General features: G+C 67.0%; 28 protein-coding genes. 12 read left to right on the top strand and 16 right to left on the bottom strand.

The genetic code is table 11. The features are described from left to right. Window positions 1–159 precede the first annotated feature (159 nt). The 8 genes from FBZ87_RS18865 to pqqA (FBZ87_RS18830) all read right to left on the bottom strand — a co-directional run bounded on the left by FBZ87_RS18865 (window position 160) and on the right by pqqA (FBZ87_RS18830) (window position 6,563). The gene (locus FBZ87_RS18865; RefSeq protein WP_145612115.1) at window positions 160–708 is read right to left on the bottom strand and encodes a phosphatase PAP2 family protein; all 549 of its coding nucleotides are present in this window, start codon (window positions 706–708) and stop codon (window positions 160–162) included. A 77-nt stretch (window positions 709–785) separates the two neighbouring features. Then, window positions 786–1,820, bottom strand: coding sequence for a nucleoside-diphosphate sugar epimerase/dehydratase (locus tag FBZ87_RS18860; protein ID WP_145612114.1), 1,035 nt, complete (start codon window positions 1,818–1,820; stop codon window positions 786–788). Between the two features lie 158 nt (window positions 1,821–1,978). Continuing rightward, window positions 1,979–2,359, bottom strand: coding sequence for a c-type cytochrome (locus FBZ87_RS18855; RefSeq protein ID WP_088875745.1), 381 nt, complete (start codon window positions 2,357–2,359; stop codon window positions 1,979–1,981). A 47-nt stretch (window positions 2,360–2,406) separates the two neighbouring features. After that, entirely contained in the window at window positions 2,407–2,994 is a 588-nt protein-coding gene (locus FBZ87_RS18850) for a PQQ-dependent catabolism-associated CXXCW motif protein (protein WP_145612112.1), read from the bottom strand. After that, on the bottom strand, window positions 2,991–3,845 hold the full coding sequence (locus FBZ87_RS18845) for a substrate-binding domain-containing protein (RefSeq protein ID WP_145612111.1): 855 nt from the start codon (window positions 3,843–3,845) through the stop codon (window positions 2,991–2,993). Before FBZ87_RS18845 ends, FBZ87_RS18850 begins: the two co-directional genes overlap by 4 nt. Before the next feature lie 19 nt (window positions 3,846–3,864). After that, entirely contained in the window at window positions 3,865–4,317 is a 453-nt protein-coding gene (locus FBZ87_RS18840; protein ID WP_145612110.1) for a c-type cytochrome, read from the bottom strand. A 115-nt stretch (window positions 4,318–4,432) separates the two neighbouring features. After that, window positions 4,433–6,232 carry a lanthanide-dependent methanol dehydrogenase XoxF5 gene (gene xoxF5, locus FBZ87_RS18835; protein WP_145612109.1) on the bottom strand — a complete coding sequence of 600 codons (1,800 nt, stop codon included), beginning with the start codon at window positions 6,230–6,232 and terminating at the stop codon, window positions 4,433–4,435. Window positions 6,233–6,449: 217 nt separating this feature from the next. After that, on the bottom strand, window positions 6,450–6,563 hold the full coding sequence (pqqA, locus tag FBZ87_RS18830; RefSeq protein WP_211107001.1) for a pyrroloquinoline quinone precursor peptide PqqA: 114 nt from the start codon (window positions 6,561–6,563) through the stop codon (window positions 6,450–6,452). Between the two features lie 669 nt (window positions 6,564–7,232). Between pqqA (FBZ87_RS18830) and FBZ87_RS18825 the strand changes: the two genes are divergently transcribed. The 4 genes from FBZ87_RS18825 to FBZ87_RS18810 all read left to right on the top strand — a co-directional run bounded on the left by FBZ87_RS18825 (window position 7,233) and on the right by FBZ87_RS18810 (window position 9,394). Next, window positions 7,233–7,904 (top strand): response regulator transcription factor, encoded by a 672-nt coding sequence (locus FBZ87_RS18825; protein WP_145612108.1) that lies wholly within the window; start codon window positions 7,233–7,235, stop codon window positions 7,902–7,904. Between the two features lie 67 nt (window positions 7,905–7,971). After that, window positions 7,972–8,547: a cupin domain-containing protein gene (locus FBZ87_RS18820; protein ID WP_145612107.1), complete on the top strand. Its 576-nt coding sequence runs from the start codon at window positions 7,972–7,974 to the stop codon at window positions 8,545–8,547. A 214-nt stretch (window positions 8,548–8,761) separates the two neighbouring features. Further along, entirely contained in the window at window positions 8,762–9,001 is a 240-nt protein-coding gene (locus FBZ87_RS18815; RefSeq protein ID WP_145612106.1) for a type II toxin-antitoxin system VapB family antitoxin, read from the top strand. After that, window positions 9,002–9,394 (top strand): type II toxin-antitoxin system VapC family toxin, encoded by a 393-nt coding sequence (locus tag FBZ87_RS18810; protein ID WP_145612105.1) that lies wholly within the window; start codon window positions 9,002–9,004, stop codon window positions 9,392–9,394. It abuts the gene before it with no gap. Here FBZ87_RS18810 and FBZ87_RS18805 read toward each other — a convergent pair. From FBZ87_RS18805 to nosP, 4 genes are all read right to left on the bottom strand, one after another. Continuing rightward, a complete protein-coding gene (locus tag FBZ87_RS18805; RefSeq protein WP_145612104.1) occupies window positions 9,355–10,050 on the bottom strand; it encodes a hypothetical protein in 696 nt (231 codons plus the stop codon). The genes FBZ87_RS18810 and FBZ87_RS18805 overlap by 40 nt on opposite strands. A gap of 1 nt (window position 10,051) precedes the next feature. Next, window positions 10,052–10,837 carry a 2OG-Fe(II) oxygenase gene (locus FBZ87_RS18800; protein ID WP_145612103.1) on the bottom strand — a complete coding sequence of 262 codons (786 nt, stop codon included), beginning with the start codon at window positions 10,835–10,837 and terminating at the stop codon, window positions 10,052–10,054. A 97-nt stretch (window positions 10,838–10,934) separates the two neighbouring features. Further along, a complete protein-coding gene (locus FBZ87_RS18795; protein WP_145612102.1) occupies window positions 10,935–13,703 on the bottom strand; it encodes a hybrid sensor histidine kinase/response regulator in 2,769 nt (922 codons plus the stop codon). After that, window positions 13,700–14,791 carry a nitric oxide-sensing protein NosP gene (gene nosP, locus FBZ87_RS18790; RefSeq protein WP_246134480.1) on the bottom strand — a complete coding sequence of 364 codons (1,092 nt, stop codon included), beginning with the start codon at window positions 14,789–14,791 and terminating at the stop codon, window positions 13,700–13,702. The genes FBZ87_RS18795 and nosP overlap by 4 nt, the downstream gene beginning before the upstream one ends. A 578-nt stretch (window positions 14,792–15,369) precedes the next feature. Here nosP and FBZ87_RS18785 point away from each other — a divergent pair. From FBZ87_RS18785 to FBZ87_RS18750, 8 genes are all read left to right on the top strand, one after another. Then, window positions 15,370–16,833, top strand: a complete 1,464-nt coding sequence (locus FBZ87_RS18785; RefSeq protein WP_211107000.1) for a porin — start codon at window positions 15,370–15,372, stop codon at window positions 16,831–16,833. Between the two features lie 107 nt (window positions 16,834–16,940). After that, complete coding sequence (pqqA, locus tag FBZ87_RS30230; protein WP_422394482.1) at window positions 16,941–17,135, top strand: pyrroloquinoline quinone precursor peptide PqqA; 195 nt, start codon at window positions 16,941–16,943, stop codon at window positions 17,133–17,135. 96 nt (window positions 17,136–17,231) lie between these two features. After that, window positions 17,232–18,149, top strand: coding sequence for a pyrroloquinoline quinone biosynthesis protein PqqB (pqqB, locus tag FBZ87_RS18775; RefSeq protein WP_145612101.1), 918 nt, complete (start codon window positions 17,232–17,234; stop codon window positions 18,147–18,149). Then, complete coding sequence (gene pqqC / locus FBZ87_RS18770) at window positions 18,146–18,913, top strand: pyrroloquinoline-quinone synthase PqqC (protein WP_145612100.1); 768 nt, start codon at window positions 18,146–18,148, stop codon at window positions 18,911–18,913. Before pqqB ends, pqqC begins: the two co-directional genes overlap by 4 nt. Beyond that, a complete protein-coding gene (gene pqqD / locus FBZ87_RS18765; protein WP_145612099.1) occupies window positions 18,910–19,206 on the top strand; it encodes a pyrroloquinoline quinone biosynthesis peptide chaperone PqqD in 297 nt (98 codons plus the stop codon). The genes pqqC and pqqD overlap by 4 nt, the downstream gene beginning before the upstream one ends. Window positions 19,207–19,265: 59 nt before the next feature. Next, the gene (pqqE, locus tag FBZ87_RS18760; protein ID WP_211106998.1) at window positions 19,266–20,369 is read left to right on the top strand and encodes a pyrroloquinoline quinone biosynthesis protein PqqE; all 1,104 of its coding nucleotides are present in this window, start codon (window positions 19,266–19,268) and stop codon (window positions 20,367–20,369) included. Then, a complete protein-coding gene (locus FBZ87_RS18755) occupies window positions 20,351–21,298 on the top strand; it encodes a quinoprotein relay system zinc metallohydrolase 2 (RefSeq protein ID WP_145612097.1) in 948 nt (315 codons plus the stop codon). Before pqqE ends, FBZ87_RS18755 begins: the two co-directional genes overlap by 19 nt. After that, complete coding sequence (locus FBZ87_RS18750) at window positions 21,295–22,095, top strand: quinoprotein dehydrogenase-associated SoxYZ-like carrier (RefSeq protein ID WP_145612096.1); 801 nt, start codon at window positions 21,295–21,297, stop codon at window positions 22,093–22,095. The genes FBZ87_RS18755 and FBZ87_RS18750 overlap by 4 nt, the downstream gene beginning before the upstream one ends. A 283-nt stretch (window positions 22,096–22,378) precedes the next feature. Here FBZ87_RS18750 and FBZ87_RS18745 read toward each other — a convergent pair whose 3' ends face one another. The 4 genes from FBZ87_RS18745 to FBZ87_RS18730 form a co-directional block, all read right to left on the bottom strand. Further along, window positions 22,379–22,960 carry a hypothetical protein gene (locus tag FBZ87_RS18745; RefSeq protein ID WP_145612095.1) on the bottom strand — a complete coding sequence of 194 codons (582 nt, stop codon included), beginning with the start codon at window positions 22,958–22,960 and terminating at the stop codon, window positions 22,379–22,381. Window positions 22,961–23,039: 79 nt separating this feature from the next. Further along, window positions 23,040–23,429: a hypothetical protein gene (locus FBZ87_RS18740; RefSeq protein ID WP_186454838.1), complete on the bottom strand. Its 390-nt coding sequence runs from the start codon at window positions 23,427–23,429 to the stop codon at window positions 23,040–23,042. Window positions 23,430–23,524: 95 nt separating this feature from the next. Then, on the bottom strand, window positions 23,525–24,370 hold the full coding sequence (locus tag FBZ87_RS18735) for a hypothetical protein (RefSeq protein ID WP_145612094.1): 846 nt from the start codon (window positions 24,368–24,370) through the stop codon (window positions 23,525–23,527). Between the two features lie 9 nt (window positions 24,371–24,379). Beyond that, complete coding sequence (locus FBZ87_RS18730) at window positions 24,380–25,096, bottom strand: SapC family protein (protein WP_145612093.1); 717 nt, start codon at window positions 25,094–25,096, stop codon at window positions 24,380–24,382. Window positions 25,097–25,122: the final 26 nt, after the last annotated feature.

Here is a 25,122-nt window from a genome sequence, read left to right as displayed (position 1 = left end):
CGCCCTGGGCCCCCTGGGGTCTTGTCGAAAGGGTCGAAGATTTGAAGCTCGAGACGGTTCAGTCACCGACGCATGGCGCGGCATTCCCCGCGCCGGGCTGGTGTCGATACCAGCCCGGTGACCGTGGCCGCTTTGCGTCTTTTGGAGGGGCGGTAGGAGCTAAAGCACCACGAAGGTCCGGATCAGGCTGTCCAGCCACCGGACATTCAGGAAGGCCAGCGGAATGGCCACGGCCAGGGTTGCCGCCAGGTACAGGCGGGAGCCCCGCTGGATGCGGCGCACCGCCCAGGGGCAGCCCGTGGCCAGCAGGCCCAGGGATCCGACAACGAAACCGCCGATGACGTCCACCCAGGTGTGTTCCGTCAGCAGCACGCGCGACCAGCCTTCGACCAGGGCGATGCTGGCCAGGGCCGTGATGATCAACGGCAGGGCCATGCGGCCATGGCTGTGGCCACCGCGCAGATAGATGACCAGCAGTCCGCCATAGAAGGCCACCGCGAGGGTGACGTGCCCGCTGGGAAAGTGCGGCAGGTCCGGGTCCGCGCGCAGCATCCCGCGGATCGCCAGGGCGATCAGCAGCGACAGCACCACGCCGCCGCCCCAGGCAGCCGCCACGCTATAATCGCGCCGCGCCAGCAGCATGCCCATAAGGGCGGCGAACACGGGCAGGACGAAGCCGATCGTGGCCAGGGTGCTCAGAAGCTGCATGTCCACACGTCACGGAAGCTTGCGGATGAACCGGGAGATTAACAAGCGGCGCTGACGAACGGAACGTGTGGGTAGTATCATCGGCCCTGGCATTCCGGTGCCGGCGCGCGGCCCTGATTGCGGCCCGCCTGACTCGGGCCCGCCTGATTGGGCCCCGCCTGACTGGGCCCCGATTGTGGCAACGCCAGGGCCGACAGCTCCGGATCGGGCACCAGCCAGACGGTGACGGGCACGGTGCGCAGCCGTTCCAGCACGGCGGCGGTACGGTCACCGGCCGTCCACGGCAGGGCCATGAATACGCCCACCTCCCCATCATGGCGGGCCCCATGACGCGCCAGGAAGTCGAACAGGGACTCCAGGCCGCCCAGATAGGGTGGCTGGCGGGACGATACACCGCCATCGGGCGGCCGGTCGCCGAACATGCCCAGCAACTCGATCTCATAATCCATACGACCGGCCATGTCCTTTACCCGCCGCAGGACGGCGGGGCCGGCGCCGACGATGACGGCGTGGCGAACCCGCCAGCGGCGGGCGATGGCCAGAGGGACGATGGCGCCTTCCAGGCGGTGGGCCAGGACCATGGCGCCGGTGGCCAGCACGGCCCACACGGCGATCCAGGCGATAGTGGCGACGCCGCTGTCGTTGGCCAGCGCCACCGCCAGCAGGCAGGCGAACAAGGCTGCCATCACCTGGGCAACCACGGACCATGGCGGTTCGTCGGAGTGGCGCGGCCGGGCGTGGCGGCCCAGCATCCAGGCCAAGAGGACGTGCGCGGGGCCGGCGGCCAGACACAGGCCGATGCGCAGGTCGTCGGCCGCGACGAGTCCGGCGTGCACCGCCAGCCAGAGCAGAATGCCACCTAGGAACGCCACCGCCCCCGCTTCCAGCAGCGACCACAGTACCTTGAACGCCCTGCGGCTCAGGCCCAGGTTGAAGGCCGGACCGGACTGGGCCACGGGGGTGATTGCGGGATCGGCGTCGCCAGGGGCTTGCCAGGCCTGGTCCATGAGGGGGCCTTGCTGTTCGCGGGCGCGAATCAGGGGCGCCGGCGCCGCGGTGGCGCCGCGCGACATGACCGTGTCTGAAACCGTCGTACCGGCTCTGGTGCTCACGGGCCCCCGCCCCTCTCTAATGCCGATGGCATAATGCAGGACAAGGATTAATGGCCCATTAACATGATGCCGTAAAGACCCGTGACGCCAAACGGAAACACCCCCGTCCGGCAGCTCCGGACGGGGGTGTTGGGAATACGATTTGAGGATGAAACCGTTTACTTCAGCGTCGCCAGATAGGCGATGACGTTGTCACGGTCCTTCTGGTCCTTCAGGCCGACGAACACCATCTTGGTGCCCGGCACGACCGCACGCGGGTCGGTCAGGTAGGTGTCCAGCTCCTTGGCCGTCCATTCCTTGTTGGCGCCCTTCATGGCGGCGGAATAGTCGTAGCCCGGCGCGGTGGCGGACTTGCGGCCGATGATGCCATGCAGGCTGGGGCCCACCTTGTTCACGCCAGCGTCGATGGAATGACAGACCGCGCACTTCTTGAACACCACCTGGCCGGCGGCGGGATCACCGTCCGCCAGGGCCGTTCCGGCCGTTCCACCCGCGATGATCGTGGCGGCAACCGCCGCCCAAAATCCGATACGTCGCACCTTCCGCTCTCCTTTACCTGGTCTCTGGTCGTCGTGAACTTTTGAACTCAGGGGGTCCCCGGGGATGCCGGGGGTGTCAGCGCCGTGGCGGTGGCCAGCGGCAACCCGGCGGCACGCCAGCCGTCAACGCCGTCCGGGTACCAGGCGACATTGGTATAGCCATAACCGGCGGCGCGCTTGGTCGCATTCCAGCTCATCCAGCATTCGGGCAGACAATAGAACACCAGCGGGCGGTTCTTGTCGCCCCCGCTTAAAGTCGCAAGTTGTTGCTGAAACCAGTTTTCCAGGGCTGGGTTCAGCGCGCCCCGCCCCACGTCCGGCAGCCAGACGCTGCCGGGCAGGTCGTCATGGGGCAGGGGCATCCAGGGCGATCCCGGTGTCATGCCGGCCGGCCGCCGGGGGGAGGGCAGCACGTCCACCAGCACCACACGGGTCCCCTCCCGCGCCAGCAACTCCTGAAGGGCGGCGGTGGTCAGCACGCGGCCGCCGGACACCGTCGCCGGCACCGGCGCCCGATAATCATCCAGCCGATAGCCCAATGGCTCCGGCACGGCCGGGGCCGTCTGCGCCGACGCGGCGATGGCGGGCAGGATGGCCATCACGCTTGCCAGAACGGCCGCGGGCAGCACCTTCATGGCTTGGCGCCGGCGGCCCCCGGCAAGGACGCGGGGATGGGCTTGTTCTGCTCATCCAACAACGGGATGCCATAGTCCGCCAGCAGCTTGTCGACCTCCGCCCGATGGCGCTGCAGGGCTTGATCCACCGAGCGGCGCCATTCCGGCTCATTGGCGCGCACGCCCATGGCGATGCGGAAATCCAGCCGGTTGCCGTCCCCCTCGGGGTCCAGGAAGGCGGCCTTCAGCGGCAGCTTGTCCTGCTTGATGTAATAGCCGGCGATGGGACCCCACAGCAGGGCGACGTCGATCTTGCGGTCAGCCAGATCCTGCAGCATGGCGCGCGAGGGCGACTCGTACCGGGTGTCCACCGTCAGGGCATAGGAGGTGGTGTGCGCCATCAGGTTATGGCGCAGCAGCAGGTCCGTGGGCGGCGTCGCGGCCACCAGACCGAAGCGCTTGTCGGCCAAGCTGGGATCGCCGACCGAGGTAGCGGTGATGCCGGCGTCCGCCCGCGTCACGATCATATAGCCGCTATGGTAATAGGCGTTGGTGTTGTCCATCAGCGGGTCGCCGGCCACCGTGCCCATGACCAGGTCGCACTGGCGGGCGCGCAGGGTGTTGCGCACGAAGCCCATGACCTGGGGGAACCAGACATAGCTGACGGGCAGCTTCAGATCCTGGCCGATGATGGCGGCGATCTTGTTTTCGAACCCTTCGCCCTTCTGGTTGGAATAGGGCATGTCGTTGGGGTCGGCGCAGACGCGCAATTCGGTGCGGGACACCAGCTCGGCCGTTTGGGCCAGGGCTTGGGATGCGGGCAGGGCCAGCGGCAGTAACGCCGCCAGCGCCAGGCGGAAGGCCGTTTTCATGAGGATGCCGCCGTTGTTCTCAGTCCCCGATGCGTTGTGGCCGGCCGCGGCCGATGGCGCCGTCGGACCGGGCCTTCAGATAGCCGTAGATGTCGTCCAGGTAGTTTGCCACGTCCTCCGTCGTGCCGAAGGAGGGCATGACGTTGTTGTTGGCGGTATTCACGTTCTTCCGGCCGTTGATCACCGTCTCGGCGAAGGTATCGTAATCCATGTGCTTCAGGCTGTCGGTCAGATCCGGGGCGTAGGAACTGCCGGCCCCGTCAGGACCATGGCACCGCATGCAGGACTCGCCATAGCGGCGATAGCCGTTGTAGGTGCCGGGATCGACCTTGCCGCCTTCGACCTTATAGGGTTTGGCCTCGGCCGCCACCTTGGTGGCGGTGGGCGCGCTGCCATCGGCGGCGCCGGCGGCGACGCTGAAGGGCAGGGCCAGAAGGGTGACGGCAGCGGCCAGCGCCAAGCGTTTCGGCATCAGTCGGACCTCTTTTCGCGAAGTGGGGAGTCCAGGCATGTGTGCTCTAGCTCAAGGGGCAAAGAAGCCCCGCCTGAGGGATGATCCCCAGGCGGGGCTGAGAAGGAGAGAGGGGTTACGGTAGGGCGAAGACGGTGAGCACACCGCCCAGCTGGGTGTAGTTGGCCAACTGCTTGTAGGCGCCGACGGCGCCCAGGCCGTCCGTGTCGCCGCCCAAGCCGGCGGCCATGCCGATGCCGGCCCAGCCGCCGACACCGGACAGCACGGCGACGTACTGCTTGCCGCCGTGCTCATAGGTTGTGACGTTGCCGATGATCCCCGACGGCGTCTTGAACTTGTACAGCTCCTTGCCGGTCTTCATGTCCACGGCCTTCAGGTAGCCTTCCAGCGTGCCGTAGAAGGCGACGCCGCCGGCCGTGGTCAGGGCGCCCGACCAGACGGAGAAGGTTTCCTTGTTGGACCAGACGATCTTGCCGGTGCTGGCGTCCCAGGCGATGAAGTTGCCGAGGTTATTCTCGCCCTTGGGCGGGAACATGGACAGCGTGGCGCCGACATAGGGCTGGCCGGCGGTGTAGGACACCTTGAACGGCTCATAGTCCATGCAGACGTGGTTGGTCGGCACGTAGAACAGGCCGGTATCCGGCGAATACGAGGCCGGCTGCTGATCCTTGCTGCCCAGGGCCGCCGGGCAGACGCCCTTGGTGTTGTGGTCCTCGCCGTTCTTGTCGGTGCTGTACTGCGCCACGACTTCCGGCCGGCCGGTTTTCATGTCCACATGCGTGGCCCAGTTGACCGCCGGGTCGTACTTCTCCGCCACCAGCAGCTCGCCGGTCTCGCGGTTCATGGTGTAGGCGAAGCCGTTGCGGTCGAAGTGGACCAGCGCCTTGACGGGCGTGCCCTTCACCTTGATATCGGCCAGGATCATCTCGTTGACGCCGTCATAATCCCATTCGTCATGGGGCGTCATCTGGTAGACCCACTTGGCCATGCCCGTGTCGGCGTCGCGGGCGAAAATGGTCATGGACCATTTGTTGTCGCCGGGGCGCTGCTTGGGGTTCCAGGTCGAGGGGTTGCCCGAGCCGTAATAGATCAGGTTCAGCTGCGGGTCATAGCTGGTCCAGCCCCAGGTGGCGCCGCCGCCGGTCTTCCACTGGTCGCCTTGCCAGGTCGACAGGGAAGAGTTGGCGCCGATGGGCTTGCCCAGGCTGGTGGTCTTCTGCGGGTCGACCAGGATCTGGTCGTCGGGGCCGACGGAATAGGCCTTCCACGCGACGGAGCCGTCCTTCAGGTTGTAGGCCGTCATGCGGCCCTGCACGCCGAATTCGCCGCCGCTGATGCCGACCAGCACCTTGTCCTTCACGATGACGGGCGCGCCCGTCATGGTCTCACCCTTCTTGGGGTCGCCGTTGGCGACCTTCCACAGCTCCTTGCCGGTCTTGGCGTCCAGCGCCACGACATTGGCATCGGCCTGGTTCAGGATGATCTTGCCGTCACCATAGGCCACGCCGCGGTTCACGGTGTCGCAGCACATGACGGGAATGACGGTCGGGTCCTGCTTGGGCTCATACTTCCACAGGATGCGGCCGGCGTTGTTCAGGTCCAGCGCGTACACCACGTTGGGGAAGGGGGTGTGGACGTACATGACGTCGCCCACGACCAGCGGGCCGCCCTCATGGCCGCGCAGCACGCCGGTGGAGAAGGTCCACACCGGGCGCAATTCCTTAACGTTGGCGGTGGTGATCTGCTTCAAGGAGCTGTAGCGCTGATTGGCGTAGTCACCGGCTTGCATGACCCATTGCTTGGGGTCCTTGCTCGCCTTGGACAGTTCGTCGTTGGCCAGCGACGGATGGCTGGACAGCAAGCTGGCCGTCACGAGGGCGGTCCACGACAACAACACCTTCTTCCGCTGTTTCATCTCAATTCCCTCCCTGGGGATTGGCCGGTAGGTCCGGTCCGATTGGTGTCCGCCTGGCCGGCGGATGGGCGACGCGATTAGGCTGAACAGGGGCCACCAGCCCGCCGGCACGAGGCGGATATCCAGCCCGGCGACTGGGGACAAAACGCACAGGGACGCACACCGGGCGGATGCACGTCCAGCCGACCCCGTGGGCCGGCCGATGATGGCGGGGGCGTCAGACGTCCGCGCAGGCGTAGCAGTTGATTTCCATGCCGAGCGCGATCTCGGTGACGATGGGCTTCTTCCAACGCATGGGGTCTCTCCTTGAGAAGGTTAAGGATAGGTCCATTCGGACCGGTTTCCATCCCGCATGTTCCCATCCTGTCCTGGGCCGCCGGCCGCCACGGGCAATCCCGTCTCCATCCCTGCCGCCTACCCCTGCCGCCCAAGAGGCCGGCGTGCCGGCCTTCGTGGGATCAGTGTCGTTCGCGCCCGATGTCGCAAGGTAAAAGAAATACCGTCGAAACCAGGCGGCTGTCGGCCGAAAAGGGGGCGGTCGGGAATGCCAATAACCGGTCACGCCGCAGGCCCATGATCACGCGGGAACTTCGACTCTGCCAGTTCTTCGTCTTTGCTGGCCCGCCGGGGCTTTCCCGCCGGGCCGTTCCTCTCCGGGGCGCCGTTCCTTCCGGCCTTCCCTTTGGAACTTCAGAGGGAATGCGCCACCGTTCGGCTTGCTGCCCATCTTCAAGAAGCCCGTCCCGGGTGCCAATTGTACTTTGGTACAAGGGTAATTTGACACCCGTGCCGCACCCGCGCAGGGGGGTGTCGGCATTCGCTCTTCCAGTCTGATATTGATTGTATGTCAAAGGGTTGCATACAGCCGCCTGGCGGTGGTGGAGGCTCCGCCGATGGGACGCGGCCTAACCCTCCCAGGCACTAGCCGGGTTGATCGATATCGACTATCGTCAAGGTCGAGGAAACGCCGAATCATAATCGCCCGCAAACGAGGCGACGCATGCCGCAAATAATCATTGCCGACGATCATCCCATGGTGCGGGGCGCCCTGGCCCTGGCCGTGGAGTCCGCGTTTGACCAGCCTGAAATCCTGGAGTGCGCCCATCTGGCGGGTGTGATGCAGTTGCTGGAGTCCATCGGCGCCGCCGACCTCCTGCTGCTGGATCTGCGCATGCCCGGTGTGGACGGATTCGAGGGGCTGGTGCGCATCCGCAGTCAATTCCCCGCCACCCCCGTGGTGGTGATCTCCGCCCTGGAGGACCCACGCCTGGTACGCGAGGCCCTGGCCTTGGGCGCCATGGGTTTCATCCCCAAGTCCACCCCCCGGGCTGAGATCGTGGCCGCTCTGTCGCTGGTGGCCGCCGGGGGCACCTACCGTCCCGATGACCTGGCGCTGGCTGAGCCGGCACCCGACCCCAAGGGCCAGGCGGCGGACGATGATTTCCTGCAGCGGGTCCTGACGCTGACGCCGCAGCAGCGCCGCGTCCTGCAATTGCTGGGCACCGGTAAGCTCAACAAGGAAATCGCCTATGACCTGGATATCGCCGAAACCACGGTGAAGGCCCACGTCTCCAGCATCCTGCACAAGCTGCGCGTCTACAGCCGGACCCAGGCCGTGGTCATGGCCGGCCGTCTGCACCTGGACAGCTTCGCCGACGTGGCGGAAGGCTGATTCGGAACCTGCGGCGGCCCGGCGGATTTCAGAGGGCGGAACCGTTCCGCCTTCAGGGAGACATGTCATGGCCGACCAGCACGCCGAAGCCGATGCCTACGGCGGCATGGCGGGTGAACACGGCCGCTGGCCGGAGAATTTCATCCTGCACGGCCTCAGCTGGGTGCCAAACAACGCCCGCCTGCACGTCCTGATCTACCGGGGCATGGTGCCCCTGGGCGAGGGCGACCCGGCGGCGGTGTTCGAGGCGCTGTTCCAGCGCAACGGCTGGCCCGCGCGCTGGCGCGACGGCATCTACGACTATCACCACTATCACACGTCCGCGCATGAGGTGCTGGGCTTCGCCCGGGGGCAGGCGGAACTCATGCTGGGCGGGCCCCAGGGCCGCCGGGTGGCGGTGCGGGCCGGCGACGTCGCCGTGCTGCCCGCCGGCACCGGCCACTGCCGCGTTGCCGCCAGCGATGATTTCCTGGCAGTGGGCGGCTATCCGCCGGGCCAGGACTGGGATATCCGGCGCGAGGCGGCGACGCCAGAGGAGCTGGAGCGCATCGCCCACCTGCCCTTCCCACCGTCCGATCCCGTCACAGGGGCCAATGGGCCATTAACCCAGCTGTGGACGCCGACCCCCGGCTACCAGATGTAACTGTGGTTCGGTGTCAGAATGCCCAATGCCGGAACCAGCGAGGACGCAAGCCGGCGCATCTGCCCAGCTGTCAGTTGCACGGCGTGGAACAAGGCAAATTTTCCGGACCAGCGCTCAGCGGTGGAATTCTTACACCGCGGGTGGTTCTTGAATGCACGGATATCCCGATGTATCTTTCTTGGATATCCGGCGGCCCGTTGGGGAGATAATGGCAATGCCTCTCTACATCAAGGACGACGTTACCGCCGAACTGGTGGCGGAGTTGGCGGTCCTCCGGGGCATTTCCAAACAGGATGCGGTCAAGCTGGCGGTGCGGGCGGAACTTCAGCGCCTGGCAGAGGCTGTTCCCTTGCGGGATCGCCTAGCGGCTTTCCGTGCCCGCCATCCTTTACCGGCCCCAACCGGACTACCGGCCGACAAGGCATTCTTTGACGATCTTTCCGGAAACTTCTGAATGATCTTCGCGGATGCGTCGGCCCTTATTGCGCTCATTGCGGGGGAGGAGGATGCCGCCGTCTTAGCGGACCGGCTGGAAATGCACGCTGATCGTTTCTGTTCCGCCCTTGCGGTTTGGGAAACGGCGGCTGGCCTTTGCCGATCCTACAAAATTGAACCGGCAAGGGCACGCAGCCATGTGCTTGATTTCCTGAAGGAAGCGGGCTTCCGGTTTGTGGACCTGGGGGTGCGGGAGTGGGATATCGCCTATGATGCCTACGCCCGCTACGGCAAGGGCCGCCATCCGGCCGCATTGAACATGGGAGATTGCTTCGCCTATGCCTGTGCCAAAGCGCAGGGCGCGGCCCTTCTCTATAAGGGCGATGACTTCGCACTGACCGACCTGGCCTGACCGGTTCTTATGGGCCGGCCTTGGTAATGCCGCAGCAGGCGGGGGCACAGCGCCTCCAACTGTGCGTCGACCGCCGGATCGCGCGGCTTGTCGCGCCAGCGGTCGGTCACGCCCGCGCCGCGAGCGTTGCCGAAGACCACGTCCATGGTTTCCCGCAGCGCTGGTTCCGCCTCCCACAGCGTCCGCAGCAGGTCGTTGTAGTCGCGGCGGAAGGTGTAGTGCGCTTCGTCTAGCGGCCAGCCCAGGGCGGCCAGGGCCGTGGACACCGACGGGTCGCGGGCGACGAAATCCTCATAATGGATGATCGCATCGAACAGCCGGTGCCGTTCGGCGAACAACTGGTCCAGGATCAGGAACTTCTCGTCCATCAGGCCGGAATGGTGGCGGTAGTTCGCGGTCGACAGGCTGGCGTAGTTGTCACGCGGGTCGCGCAGGAACAACACCACCTTGTCGGGGCGGAAGCGTTCCATATGGGTCGCCAGGGGATAGGCCGTGGTCACCACCACCTTGGCCACGAAGTCGGCCGTCGTGGTCACGCGCGGGGCAGCGAAATTGTTGGGGATGTCCGCAAGGGCGACACAGCCGGGTCGCTCCGCCAGGGCGCGGGTAAAGGCGGTGGCCCCGCTCGACTGCATGCCATGGACCAGCAGGCGCATGTCACACCCCCTCGCTCAAGGGTTGGCGCAACCAGTCCTCGGTCAGTTCCGCGGTAACGAAGACGTAGCGGCGGGTGTGCGGTGTGGGGTGGCGGGGGCTTACGCCGTGCAGGGCGCGCAGGCTTTGGGGAAAGATCACCAGCCGGTTGGCGGCGTAGGGCACGGTCAGGGTCTCCTCCACCGCCGTTTCCGGCAGCGCATAGTCCGCGATGCGCCCCGTCGGCCCGTTGCGCCAGCGGTACAGCACCAGGTCACCGCCCTGTGCATCGTCATCGGGTGCCCGCATGTAGAACAGGCAGGAGAAAAGGCGGTTCGGCGTGTCGAGATGGGGCCCGCGCGAGGAGGAGGCGCGGTCGCGTACGGGGGTGTTGATCTCCATGCGCGCGTCCTGGTGGATGCGATACGGCCCCGTCGAGGTCAGGCGCCGCAACCCGGTGCTGTGACTGGTCAGGCGCCCGTCCAGGGCCGTCAGCATGGCCGGGTCCCAGTGGCCGTCGAACAGGGCCGCGACCTCCGCCAGGAAGGCCGGACCGGCATGGTAGGCGGCGAAGTCCTTCCAGCAGGCCGGCAAATCCGGTGATTGTAGGATCATCTCGGCCGACAGCTCGAAGCGCCGGTTGTTGGGCACCTGGTCCGGGGCGCAGTCCCAGCCCATGCGGGCAAACCCGGGAAAGCTGGCGCTCAGCTCCTGGTAAAGGCCGTCTTCCATGGGCCGGTCGGCCACGATATGGGGGAAGGGGGCCGTGCGGACATCGGCGGGGCCAAGACCGGCCAGAAGGGAACGCATGCGCGGCCGGACCTTGTTCGGGCGTGAAAGCGACCGGTCAGGCATATCGTCGGTTGCGAAGGCGTGTCAACCGGGCGCGCAGGGGCCGGAAGCCGGCCTAACCCAGCATGCTGGACAGCAGCGCCCGCAGCTGCGCGGGATTCAGCGGCTTTTTCAGCATCCAGTACTGGTGCTGCTTCACTTGGGCCTCGACCTCCGGCGTGTGGTCGGCGGTGACGATGATGGCGGGTGGCGCCAGGCCGGTGCCGGCGGCGATGACCTGGCGCAGGTGGGTGACCTCATCCGGGCCGGTGTGGCCGTCGCCCAGGTGGAAGTCGGCGATCAGGGCGTCGGGCGGGCGGGGCAGGCGGCCCAGCACCTCCAGCGCTTCCTCTCCGGTGGACGCCACCGCCGCCTCGCAGCCCCAGGTGGACAGCAGCGCCTGCATGCCCATCAGCGCGCTGGGCTCGTCGTCCAGGACCAGGACCAAGGTTCCGTCCAGGGGGCGGGCGTTGCCGTCACCGGCGACACGGCGGGCGACGGCCGAGGCCGTCATGGTGCCCAAGGGCACGGCGACGGAGAAGATGGAGCCGCGGCCGACCATGGACCGGGTTTCCACCGTCAGGTCCAGCACCTTGGCGACGCGGCGCACGATGGCCAGGCCCAGGCCCATGCCCCGGCTGGTGGCGCGGGTGCGTCCCTCACCCTTGGTCGAATTCCCAATAGGGCCGCCCAGCATGGGTCCGCGATGCAACTGGTGGAATTCCTTGAAGATCTCGTCCAGCTGGTCGGCCGGAATGCCGGGACCGCTGTCCCACACCTCGATGCGCAAGGTGTCACCCCGGCGGCGGCAGCCCAGCAGCACCCCCCCCCGCTGGGTATAGCGCACGGCGTTGGACAGGAAATTCTGCACGATGCTGCGCAGCAGGCGGATATCGCTGCGCACCACCGCGCGCGACGGCACATAGCGCAGGGCCAGCCCTTGTTCCTGCGCCAACACCTGGTGCTCGGTGGACAGGGGCCCCAGCAGGCTGCCGATGGGGAAGTCCACGATTTCCGGCGACACCGCCCCGGCGTCCAGCTTCGAGATGTCCAGCAGGGCGTCCAGCAGACCCTCCACCGCGCTCAGCGACACGTCGATGTTGTCGATCAGCGACCTGTTCTTGCGCGTATGCTCCAGCTCTGCCAGGGCCGACACGAACAGCCTGGCGGAATTCAGGGGCTGCAGCAGGTCATGGCTGGCGGCGGCCAGGAACTTGGTCTTGGACAGGTTGGCCTGCTCCGCCTCCACCTTGGCGGACTGCAGGGCGCGCTCCACCTCCCGCCGCTCCGCGATCTCCTGCTGCAGCTGGCCGTTCAGGGCGGTCAGCGCCGCGGTGCGCTCGGTCACCCGCCGCTCCAGCGTCTCGTTCGCCTCCTTGATGGCGGCGTCGGCGCGGCGCCGCTCCGTGACGTCCTGCATCAGCGTGAATAGACCCAGGATCACCCGATCCTGGTCGGCATGGGGCAGCCCGATATGGGGCACGAAGGTGACATGGGCGTAGCGCGGCTCCGCCAGATTGTCCGGATCGCCGGTGGGCGTCAGCTCCACTTCGAACGACACGGTCTGGCCGGCCAGGGCCTGGCGGATGTAGGCGCGGCTGCGCTCGTAAAAGGCGGGGGCCAGCACGCTGCGCATGCGCCGGCCCAGAATGGCCGTTTCCGGCCGGCGCAGCCATTGCCGGTAGGGGGCGTTGACGAACTGGTAGCGCTCATCCGCGTCGCAATAGGCGATCAGGGCCGGCATGGCGTCGGTCACCAAGCGGATGCGCCGCTCGCTGTCGCGCAGCGCCTCCTCGTTGCGCTTGCGCTCGGTGATGTCGGTGAAGGTCAGGACGAAGCCGCCGTCAGGCATGGGGTTGCGCTCGATATCCAGCACCCGGCCGTTGAACCAGGTCTGTTCCAGCCGCAGCGGCAGCGGGTTGTTCTGGGGGTCCAGGAAACGCGGCTCGCTGATGCCATGGGCCAGCAGGCCGTCATTGAAGCGCTGGAAATCGGCGAAGACGGCGCCGCGCCGCACGCAACGGGGCGTCAGGTCCAGCAGGCGCACGAACTCGTTGTTCCAGGCGACCAGCGCCAGTTGGGCGTCGTACACCGCTACCCCCTGGAAAATGTTGTCCAGCGTGGCCTGCAGCAGGGTGCTCTTCTGCGCCAGCGCCGCCTTCCACTGCTGCGTTTCCCGCCGTTTCAGGGCGGTGATGTCGGTGTAGATGGCGACCACGCCGCCGTCATTGGTGCGCTTCTCGTTGATCTGCATCCAGCGGCCGTCGCTCAGCGCATGGACGGTGGGGCCTTGGCAATCAGCATGTTGGCGCAGGCGGCGGCGGACCCAGCCATCGGGGTCGCGATAGGCGTCCATCACGCTTTTGCGCTGCACCGCCAGATGCACCATGTCGCTGAACGACATGCCGGGGTGGACGTCGCCCGCCATGCCGGGCCAGAAGCTCAGGTAATCCTGGTTGAACAGCACCAGCCGATCGTTGGCATCGAACAGGGCGAAGCCGCCGCTGACCGCCTCGATGGCGGTGAACAGGCGCAGGCGGGCCGTTTCCGCCTGTTCCCGCGCCTTGGCGGCTTCCTGGTAGGACCGCTCCAGATCAACCAGCGCCTCTTCCAGCGACCGGGTGCGCGACCGGACCTGGTCTTCCAGGCTGATGGCGGTCTGGAACAGGGAAAAGGCCGAGCCCTGGCCGTCCACATGGCGTTCCACCCGATCCATCAGCGACTGGTTGATGCGGGTCAGCTTCGCCACCTGCTGCTCCAGGTCGGCGATGCGGCGCGCCGCGTCCGCGTCGGCCGGCACTGGGGCTGCGTCCTGGTTGGCGGGCAGGGGCTTGGGAATGATCATGTCCCACCAATCGCGACGCCGGTGAAGGTCTGGTTCACGTGCATGGACATGTACTGCTCGCCATAGGTGCAGAAGCCGGTGACGCGATGGGCAACGAACAGATCCGACACGGCGGCCTTCAGGTTGCGCTGTTCCGTCTCCAGATTCCGCAGGACACAATCGAACCCGATGATGGCGTCCAAGGGCCCGATCTCCCGTTCCAGCCGGCGGAACAATTCATGGAGATTTTCCACGATATCGATGCCGCGCGCCACCGTCAGCACCAGGCCCTCGTCGATGGCGCAGTGGAAGGTCAGGCTGTTGTCCGGGTTCACCTTCTGAATGGCGCGGACGTGGTACTGGCCGCCCACCCGCACCACCACGGGGTGGGCGGCGAAAATCTTGGGCGTCAGCGGCTCGTTCGACAGGCCCACCAGGCGGGCATATTCCAGGGCCGCCGGCTCGGCGTTGATCTCGAACACCCGGCGGGTCTCCAGATCGGCGCCGGTCACCACCATCTTGTGTTCCGTCGGCACGAAATGCTCCGTCTTGAAGACGGAGAAGCGCCGGCGGGTGGTGACCAGCAGCAGGATGGCGGCATCGCTGACGCAGCGGCCCTCATGCAGCACGAATGTGGATTTGAAATCCAGCCCGTCGCCAGCCGACCCGCCGATCAGCGGCAGCCCCGCCAGCGCATTGCCGATGGCGCTGACCAGCTGTTCCTCGCGCGTTGACAGGCCATCGACCAGCAGCAGGCCGAAGCCGGGCCGCCCCTGGGCCTGGGCATGGCGCTGGGACACCAGTTGATGCGTCCGCTCGATGGTGTTGGCGATCTGGAATTGGCTCAACCCCTCGAACAGGGCGGAGTGGACCATGAAATCCGCCGCCGGAAAGCTGATGCCGGTAAGGCCGTTGCTGATGTAGCCGAAGGGCGTGATCTCCCCCGCCGTGGTACAGCCGAAGACGGGTGTGGAACCGAACGCCTCCTTCAGCGCCACCAGCATCTCCTCCCGGTCATAGGCGGGCGAGAAGAAAACCAGGATACCGGCCGCGTCGCCGCCGTTTCCGACCTGTTGACGCAGTTCCGCCACCGCCGCGTGGGCGTCCATTTTGTCGGACCCGCCGCGGCGCAAGGGCACGGTGGGTCCGCCATCGCCACGGGCGCGCGTCCGTGCTGGCGCCACGGGGAAGGGGGGTAGGGGCGGCAGGGAAGGGGCCGGGGGCACGGGGGCGGCACCGTTCATCCGCGGCGGAGTTTTGCCGGACCGCGCCGCGACCTTAGGTTTGGTTAGGGATGTGGCGCCGGGCCCGTCGATGGGGCGGGTCTTGGCACCGGGGGGCTGTCCGCTGTGGGAGTGGCCACTCTCGGATTGGCCGCTGTCGCCAGGCTTGGTTTTCATGGGTCCATCCGGGTGCGGTGCGGCGGCCGAAGGGCCGCATACGAACCGCCCCCATGATTTCATAGGCTTGTCCCAGCGTGCGCAACCGGCCGGCAACCCGCAACGGTTCTTTAGTTCTATTGCGCGGACAAGGCAAACGACTTCAAGTTTCAAATTAAGGTGGGGCCCAGAAAGACCCCGCCAAACAGCAGGGAAATGATCGGCGCGCGGAAACTTCCGCCGAATGGCGTTTTATTGCCATGGCCACCGGGCCGACGCCCTGCAAATAAAGCCGGGAGGAAACAAGAATGAAATCCAAGCGGATGGCATTGTTTCTGGGCGTGACCGCGATCAGCGGCCTGGCATGTCTGCCGGGATCCATGGCGAAAGCCGACACCACCGACGATCTTCTGGCCAAATTGTTGGCCAAAGGCATCCTGTCCCAGCAGGAATACGACCAACTGAAACAGCGCAAGGCGGTCGAGACGCCGCCACCCCCGCCGCCGGCCGCCGTGGCCAGCGCCAGCGCCGCGGCGGTGGCCGCGGCCCCGCCGCCCGATCCCTTCGCCGTGCGCATGACGGAAAAGGGCATCGGCGTGCATGTCGGCCCCGTTGACGTCACCCTGTCGGGGGAGATCAACGGCTATTATGTCCATGACAGTCCGGACAGCGTGGCGCCCAACCATGTGGTGGCGGGCGGCCTGGCGGCGGTGGGCAGCAGCGAGAACTCCTCCATCCGCAACGGTCTGCTGCCCGGCAACTTCGCCGTGGAGCTGAAGACCCAGCAGGAAGGCTTCGATATCGTCGCCCATTTCGGCCTGTACCCGGGCCTGAACAGCGTGTCGGGGGTCGGGGGGGCCAACTCCGCCGGCGCCGCGCATGCCCTGGCGACGTCGGGCATCGACTTCCGCCAGCAGTACCTGACGGTGGGCACGCCCAGCATGGGCACGGTCAAGGTGGGTCGCGACATCGGACTGTTCGGCCAGCAGGCGATCCTGAACGACTTCACCCTGTTCGGCGTGGGATCGACCGGCGGCAACGTGGCGCCGTCCAACACCTCGCTGGGACGCATCGGCATCGGCTACGTCTACACCGACTTCATGCCCCAGATCACCTACACCACGCCCAAGTTCAGCGGCTTCACCGCTTCGGTCGGCATCTTCCAGCCGCTGGACGCCTTCAACTTCTCCGGCCAATCGGGCACCCTGTCCGCCCATGACGATCCGCAGATCCAGGCCGGTGTCAACTATGAGCTGCCGACCGACGCCAGCAGCTTGCTGAAGGCCCAGCTATGGGCCAACGTCGTCACTCAGGATTTGAAGAGCGTGTCGGCTGCCGAGGCGCTGCCTCAGGGACGCAGCGTGCGGGGCACCGGCTGGGACTTCGGCGCCAAGATCGACGTCGCGGATGCCGAGCTGGTGGCCTATGGCTACACCGGCGACGCGCTGGGGACCACCGGCCTGTTCTTTGACGGCGTCAGCGCCGCCGGCCAGGCGCGCAGTTCGGACGGCTACTACGTCCAGGGCAGCTACACCTTCTTCAAGAGGTTCACCCTATCCGGCAGCTATGGGCTGAGCCGCCTGGGCCTGGCCTCGGGCGAGGTCAACCCCTTGCTGGTGAAGACCAACGAGTCCTGGGCCGCCGGCTGCAAATATAAGCTGACCAGTTGGGTCAACCTGATCTGTGAGTATGCCCACACCACCGCCACGGCCCACGGCGGCAACAAGGCGCAAGAGGATACGATCGCCGCGGGTGCCATCGCGTTCTTCTAACAAGCCCGCGTTCGTCTGACAGCGCCGGCGCTCAATCGGCGGAACAGCCGAAGGCGCGCGAAGCTTAAAGCCTCAGGTGTCGCAACGCGCCTGTCTGCGCCCAAGGGATGAGGGAGCGCGTAGGTGCGGCATCGGCTGGTCCCTTGACGGAAAGGCAATTTAGAATTATTTTAAATACAGGAGCGGACATGTGGCCGCCCCTCAAAACCGGAGGAAATGTTATGAGCTGGAAGACTCCGAAGATCGTTGAAATCGCGCTGGGCATGGAAATCAACTGCTACGCTTGCGCGGAAGTGAAATAAGCAATTCAACGACTTGGGGCCGCCGCTGGTCTTCCGGGCGTTGGGTCCGGACGGCCGCGACGGCCCCCCGTGCTTTGGCTTGGCGCCTAAGGACCCATGCATATCCTTGTTCTCGGCGCGGCGGCCGGTGGCGGGTTTCCTCAATGGAACTCGCATGCCGAGGCCTGCCGGCGGGCCCGCGCCGGTGATCCGGCGGTACGGCCCCGCACCCAGGCCTCGCTGGCCGTCAGCCGCGATGGTCGGGATTGGTTTCTGCTGAATGCGTCACCCGACCTACGGCAGCAGATCGCCGCCAATCCAGCGCTCCACCCCAGCCACGGCCTGCGCTCTACCCCCATTGCGGGGGTAGTGCTGAGTGGCGGAGATGTGGACGTCATCGCCGGCTTGCTGAATTTGCGGGAACGCCAGCCTTTCACCCTCCACGGCACCGCCCGTACCCTGGGCATTCTGGACGCCAATCCGATCTTCGAAGTGCTGGCCCGTGATGTGGTGGCGCGACGCGCGCTGCCGTTGAACGAGCGCGTGCCCCTGACCGGGGGCGGCATTGGCGGCGCGGAAAGTGGGCTGTGGATCGAGCTGTTTCCCGTGCCCGGCAAGGTGCCGCTATACCTGGAGGGCCACGACGATCCACCCCCCATCGTGGAGGGGGAGGACACGGTGGGCGTGGCGTTGGATGACGGCGAACGCCGTTTCTTCTTCATCCCCGGCTGTGCCGCGATGACGGCGGCGCTGGCGGACCGCTTGCGCGGTGCCGAGTTGGTGTTCTTTGATGGAACACTTTATACCGATACCGAAATGATCGACGCCGGCCTTGGGAAAAAGACCGGCCTGCGCATGGGACACATGAGCGTGGACGCCACCCTCGCCGCCTTCGCCGGCCTGGATGTTCGCCGCCGTGTCTTTATCCACATCAACAATTCCAATCCCATCCTGATGGACGACAGCCCGCAGCGCCGGGTGGTGGACCAAGCGGGATGGGAGGTGGCCTACGACGGAATGGAAATCGCCTTATGACCGCTGAGCCGCAGGATCGCGTCCTATCGCCGGAAGAGTTGGAGGCGGCGTTGCGCGCCGTCGGGGCGGAGCGCTATCACAACCTGCACCCCTTCCATAAGCTGCTGCACAGCGGCGCGCTGAACCGGGGGCAGGTCCAGGCCTGGGCCCTGAACCGTTATTATTATCAAAGCCGTATCCCGGCCAAGGACGCGGTGCTGCTGTCCCGCCTGCCCACGCCGGATCTGCGCCGCCTTTGGCGCAGCCGGCTGGAGGACCACGACGGCTTCCCCGGGGCCGACACCCCCGCCAACGGCGGCATCGAGCGCTGGTTGCGCCTGGCCACCGGCGTGGGGCTGGACCGCGACTACGTCCAGTCCACCGTCGGCATCCTGCCGGCCACCCGCTTCGCCGTGGACGCCTATGTTTCCCTGGTGCGGGACCGCAGCGTGCTGGAAGCGGTGGCCTCCTCCCTCACCGAGATGTTTTCTCCCACCATCATCGCCGAGCGTGTGTCCGGCATGCTGGCCAATTACGACTTCATCACCCAGGAAACCCTGGCCTACTTCACCCCGCGCCTGACCCAGGCGCCGCGCGACGTGGATTTCGCCCTGGCCTATGTGAAGGAACATGCCCGCACGGCGGAGCAGCAGCGGGCCGCCATCGCCGCCCTGACGGAGAAGTGCAACATCCTGTGGGCGCAACTGGACGCCCTGCACTTCGCCTATGTCGAGCCCGGCTATATCCCGCCGGGCGCCTTCATGCCGGAAGGACGGCGGCGATGACCGATGCCGCGACCAGGGAAGCGGTGGGCGAGGCGTCGGTGCCGCGCTTTGCCCGGGGCGTGAAGTTCCGCTTCGATGACACCCGCAAAAGCTGGATGGTTTTGGCACCGGAACGACTCTTCCTGCCGGATGAGGCGGCCACCGAAATCCTGAAGCTGGTGGATGGCCAGCGCAGCCTGGGGGCCATCATCGACGACTTGGCCACCCGCTTCGACGTGCCGCGGGACGAGATGGCGGGCGACGTGGCTGGCATGCTGCGCGATCTGGCCGAGAAAGGCGTGGTCCTGCTATGAGCCCCGCTTCCTCTCCTACGGCCGGGCCTGGGGCCGTGTCGCCCCCGGTGGAGGCGCCGATGGGCCTGCTGATGGAGCTGACCCACCGCTGCCCGCTGCGCTGCCCCTATTGCTCCAACCCCGTGGAGCTGCAGCGGGCGGGGGAGGAGATGGACACCGCCACGTGGAAGCGTGTGCTGGGTGAGGCCGCCGCCCTGGGTATCCTGCAGGTGCACTTCTCGGGCGGGGAGCCCACGGCCCGCAAGGATCTGCCCGACCTGGTGCGTCATGCCGCCAGCCTGGGCCTCTACACCAACCTCATCACCTCCGGCGTGTTGCTGGACGGGGCGTCGCTGGCCGTGCTGGCCGACGCCGGCCTGGACCATGTGCAGTTGAGCTTTCAGGACGTGGAGGTGGAGAGTGCTGAGCGGATCGGTGGCATGCCGGGCGCCCAGGCGCGCAAGCTGGCGCTGGCCGGGCTGGTGACGGCGGCCGGCCTGCCCCTGACCTTGAACTTCGTCGTCCACCGCCAGAACCTGGACCGCCTGCCGCAGATGATAGACCTGGGGCTGGAGCTGGGGGCGGGCCGCATCGAGGTCGCCCATGTCCAGTATTACGGCTGGAGCTTGATGAACCGTGACGCCCTGCTGCCCAGCCGGGCGCAGCTGGACGCGGCCACGGCGACGGTGGAGGCGGCGCGGGCGCGGCTGAAGGGCCGCATGGTCATCGACTATGTGCCGCCGGACTATTACGCCGCCCGCCCCAAGGCCTGCATGGGTGGCTGGGCCCGGCGGTTCATGAACATCTCCCCCGCCGGCCTCGCCTTGCCCTGCCATGCGGCGGAAACGCTGCCCGGCTTCGATTGGCCCTCGGTCGCCACTGGCTCGCTGGCCGCGGCCTGGTACGACAGCGAGGCTTTCAACCGCTATCGCGGCACCGCCTGGATGCCGGAACCCTGCCAGGGGTGCGAGCGGCGGGAGGTGGACTGGGGCGGCTGCCGCTGCCAAGCCTTCGCCCTGACCGGCGATGCCGGCCGCACCGATCCCGCCTGCGCCCTGTCGCCCGACCACGGCGTCATGCTGGCGGCGGTGCGGGCGCGTGGTGAGGCGCCGGCGAAGTTCATCTATCGCCAATATGGGCCACTGCCGGCTCCCGTGGGGGAGGCATGGCCCGCCGAATCCTGATCCGGGCCGGATTTCTCTTCTGCGTGGCGGCCGGTTTGGCGCTGCCGGCGCCTCTGTGGGCGAGGGATGCCCCTCTCATTCAAGTGGCGCCCGGCGTCTACGTGCGTCCCGGCGTGGTGCAGGACGCCACCGCCGCCAATGACGATGCCATCGCCAACATCGGCTTCATCGTCGGCCATGACGCCGTGGCCGTCATCGATCCGGGTGGCAGTGCCGGGGATGGCGCCCGGTTGCGGGCGCAGATCAAGGCCAAGACAGGCCTGCCCATCCGTTATCTGATCTACACCCACGTCCACCCCGACCATGTGCTGGGCGCCGCGGCGTTCGCGCTGGACCATCCGGTGGTGGTCGCCCATACCCGCTTCGCCGCCGCCTGGGGGGAGCGGGGGGGCTACTACCGCCAGGGCCTGGCCCGCATCCTGGGTGGTGACCCGGTCCAGGCTGGCGACGCGCTGGCGCCCACTCAAGCTGTGGACACCAGCGCCGACATCGACCTAGGCGGCCGTGTGCTGCATGTGACGGCCTATGGCGCCGCCCATACCGACAGCGACCTGACGGTGTATGATGGGCAGACGCGCACCCTGTGGGCCGGCGATCTGCTGTTCCAGGAGCGCATCCCGGCGCTGGACGGCAGCCTGACCGGCTGGCTGACGGTGTTGGGCCAGCTGAAGGCCCTGCCGGCGGTGCGCGTCGTGCCAGGCCACGGCCCCGCCCAGCTGCCCTGGCCGGCCGGCGCGGCGGATGAGGAACGTTACCTCACCACGCTGGCCCGCGATGTCCGGGCCTTGCTGAAAAACGGCGGGGACATTGATGCCGCCGCCACCACGGTGGCGCGGTCGGAACGGGGCCGCTGGAAACTGTTCGACGCCTATAACGGCCGCAACGCCGTCACCGCCTTCAAGCAGTTGGAGTGGGAGGATCCGTCATGAAGTCCCGCCTGTTCGCGTTGGTCCTGCTGTCAATCCTGGCCGCCCCGCTTCTCGCCCGGGCAGAGGACCCGGCGGCCGACGCCGCCCGATGGCAGGATCTGCGCCAGACCCTGTTCAACGCCCACACCCTGACCCCCGCCAAGGGGCAGATCGCGCTGGAGGCGCCGGACCGGGCCATGGACGCGGCCCTGGTGCCGGTGACTGTGACCCTGGATCCCAAGTTGCCGCTGAAGGCCCTCTACTTGGTGGTGGATAACAACCCGGCACCCTTGGTCGGCACTTTTCATTTCGGGCCCGCTGCCGTACCGGCGCAGGTGAAGACCCGCATCCGGGTGGATGCCTATACCCATATGCATGCCGTGGCGGAAACGACGGACGGGCATTGGTTCGTGACGGAGCGCTATATCAAGGCCGCTGGCGGCTGCTCCGCCCCGGCCACCAAGGACGCCGCCCTGGCCATGGAGCGCCTGGGCCAGATGCGGCTGAAAACTGTGACCGAGGGCCCGGCCGGCCTGCCCAAGGGGGCGGTCACCGCCCAGCTGCTGATCAGCCATCCCAATTACAACGGCATGCAGATGGACCAGGTGACCCGCAACTACACGCCCGCGCGCTTCATCCGCGACATCACGGTCAAAAGCGGTGACGCCTTGGTTTTCCAGCTGGAGGCCGACATTTCCTTGAGCGAGGATCCGGCCATCACCTTCAGCTATAACCCCCAGGGTCCCCTGTCAGCGACCGTGCGCGACAGCACCGACGCCACCTTCAGCCACACCTTCCAGGGCGATGACAAGGGGTGAGGGTGAGCTTGGGGCCGTAATCCGGTTACGCTAAATTGGCGTGGTCAGGAGATGCCATGGCCACCAAGCCCAAACGGGATGCCACAGCCGCCGACCGTGTTCGGCGTTACCGTCGATCCACCCTCACGCCTCGTGGCATCGCCCGGGTGGAGGTGTAAGCGCCTGCGGCCGCAGGTTCGCACCGATATGAACCCCACGCCGGCGGGTCGGCGGTATGGCACCCCGGCGGCTGCGGATCAGGTGTTCGCCTTCCTGCGATCCGAATTCGCGGCCCTTTGATCCCTCACGCCTGTACCCACCGGCTCATCCGGGGAAAGGGGGGTAGGCTGTTGTCATCCATCAGGGCGAAGACGCCGGTGAAGCCGGTCATGCCCACGCGCGCCAGCCCGGCCAGTCCGTGGTGGGTGCCGGCCTCCAGCCACCGCTGCATGGGATGCGGGCCTTCATACGCGTCGACGTGGTAGGAACCGGGGAAGAAGATGCATTCCAGCGGCACGCCCAGATGCAGGGCTGCGGCGTAGGACCAGGCCTGGGCCATCAGTTCGCCCTGCTGCAGGGGCACGGACAGCAGGGGATCGGCCGGCAGGCCGGGTCCGGCCTCGGCGGCGATGGCGGCGCGCATGTCGGCCTCCAGATCCCGTCCCAACTGGGCGTGCAGGCGGCGGGGCAGGATGGCCATATGCCCGGCCTCGTGCAGCAGGTCGCCGGGGCCCACCAGCGTCTCAGGATCCACATGGAGGATGCCGGCCGCGATGTTGACGCCGGGGAGGAAGCCGCCTTGCGCTCCCGCGCCGTACGTCACCGTGAAGCCGATGTCGCGCAGGAAGCCGACGATGGGGTCCAGCGCCTCCGGATGGTATTTCACCGTCTATTTTCCCCCGCAATGGTCGGCCGGATTGTGGCGCGGGCCGGGGGGCGGCGCAAGACGGATGGGGCGCCGGCCCTCACGTGCAGCGCAGGTTGACCTCGGCCTGGGCGCGGCGCAGCTTTTCCACCTCGTCCTTGGCGATCGGAGTGTCGCGGAACATGGCCCCCCGGTCGCCCAGGCCGCCCTGTTGCATGCGCAGGATCGTGTCCGCCTTCTCATAATCGTCGTAGGGCATCATGTCGGCGATGGTGTCGATGCCACAGGCGCATTTGCCCAGCAGCTCGTGTTTGAAGCCGTTGGACGCCAGGCAGCCGATGACATAGTCGGCGCGCACGGCGGTGGGATAGTCGTAACGGGGATGATGCTCCCCCTTGGCCTTGGGTTCCGCGGCACCAGCCGATGCCGGCGCCATTCCCAGCCCCAGCAGGGCCGTCATCGCCAGCAGGGACCGCGTTACGCGCATCATGGACTCCTCCCGATCTTATTATCGGGAAAGCCTAGCGCAGGGACCCGTCCGCGACCATGACCGATTGGTAGTACGAGAGGCGGGGGCGGCGGCTTTCACAGCCGCTTGATGCTCAACAGGTCCAGGACCAGGCGGTCCCGCCATGCATTGTCCGCCCGGATGTCCCGCGCCCGTCGGCAGGCGGCGACGGCCAGGTCCCGGCCGCTGTCGGGGGTGACATGGCGTATGGTTTCGGGGCAGAGGCTGCGCAGTTCCTCCACCACCTCGGGCGGGGGCGGTGGGGCGCTGGCCAGGAAGGCCTCCGGCCCGCGGAATTGATCCCGGCGGAACAGGTCGATCATGTAGTCGCACCCCATCTGCGGCCGGACGGACTGGTGGGGAACGCGGCTGATCATGGGGAACAGGGGGGCGAGGTCAGGGATCACCAAGTTGGGGTAGATCTCCCCGCCCCAATACGTGCCGGCAATCTCGATGAAATGGGCGATGTCCCGTATGGGCACCAGCCCGCACTCCCGTACCGGCAGGATTTCGACCTTGGGCTTGGTGATGACGACCGTGTCGTTGGCCACGTCGGCGTACAGGCTGCCGATCTGGAAGGCGTTCTGGAAATAGGTGCCGCGCAGCGCGCCCCAGATGGTGCGAATGCGGCCGCCCTGGCGAAGGAAGGAGGCGAGGGCGTGCTCCACCGGATGGGCAGGCTCGCGCAAGCGCCGGCCCAGGATGGCCATGGCCGCCCGCGTGATCTCCTCACAGCGGCCCAGGGGATACGGCTTGACCGGGCTGACCGGCTGCAGCGCGGGCTGCAGCTCCGCGTCCACCAGCGCGCGGATGTCGGCCAGATAGGCCATCAGCTGCGGCAGGATGGACAGCACCATCCGCGAGGTCAGCCTTTCCATCTCCGGCGTTGGCGGTTCGATCTCCTGCGGCAGCAGTCCGTCCATCACTCGGCGTCACCCGGCCCGCCGCATCAGCGCCGACCAGTCGTTGAGGGAGATGAGGTGGGCGTAGGCCGCCGCCAGCCAGCCCTTGTCGCGCCAATCTGCCAACGTTTCCGCCGGTAGCCGGTTCAGCTTTTCCTCGTCGATGACGCGGAAGCCGGACAGGCTGGGCGTCTCGCCGGAGGGCAAGGTGATGTCCGCCCGCCGCTCGGTCAGCAGGTCGCCTTCGAGCAGGGCCGTGACGAAGTCCATGGTCAGCGCGTGCGATGCCTGGTACTGGCGCGCGAAATCCAGGGCCTGAAGCGTCAGGTCGGTGGGCGCGCCGTTCACGAAGAAAGGGTTTTCCGTTCCCGCCACCACGGCGTCCGCAGCCTCGTCCACGCACAAGGTCAGTTGGTCCGCCTCCGTGTCCTCCAGGAAGATGAAGGGATAGCGGCGGACGTAGGCCGGGATGTAGGCGTCCTCATCCCAGCGGCCATCGGCGTGCACGAACAGATTCTGTCCTTCACGCAGGCCCAGCAGGGCGATGGGGGCCGCGGCTTCGCCGGCGAACAGGATGGGGATGGACCGGCAGGCGGCGGCGAACTCGCCCATCACCAGGGGAACCGCGTGCGCCCCGGCGGCGAACCCGTAATGGGTTGGAACGCGCAATGACATGGCCTCGTCCACGGCGGCCTGCATCAGTCGCGGCTGCTTGTAGAAAAGGGGAAGCGTGGGGCGGTTGGTCATGGTGTGAGGCTTCTCAAAGGGGCGGG

It is taken from the genome of Nitrospirillum amazonense (assembly GCF_007828035.1).
Taxonomy (GTDB): Bacteria; Pseudomonadota; Alphaproteobacteria; order Azospirillales; family Azospirillaceae; genus Nitrospirillum; species Nitrospirillum amazonense.
Note: the sequence above shows the minus strand (reverse complement) of the source record. Positions and strands in the feature narration are given on the sequence as shown.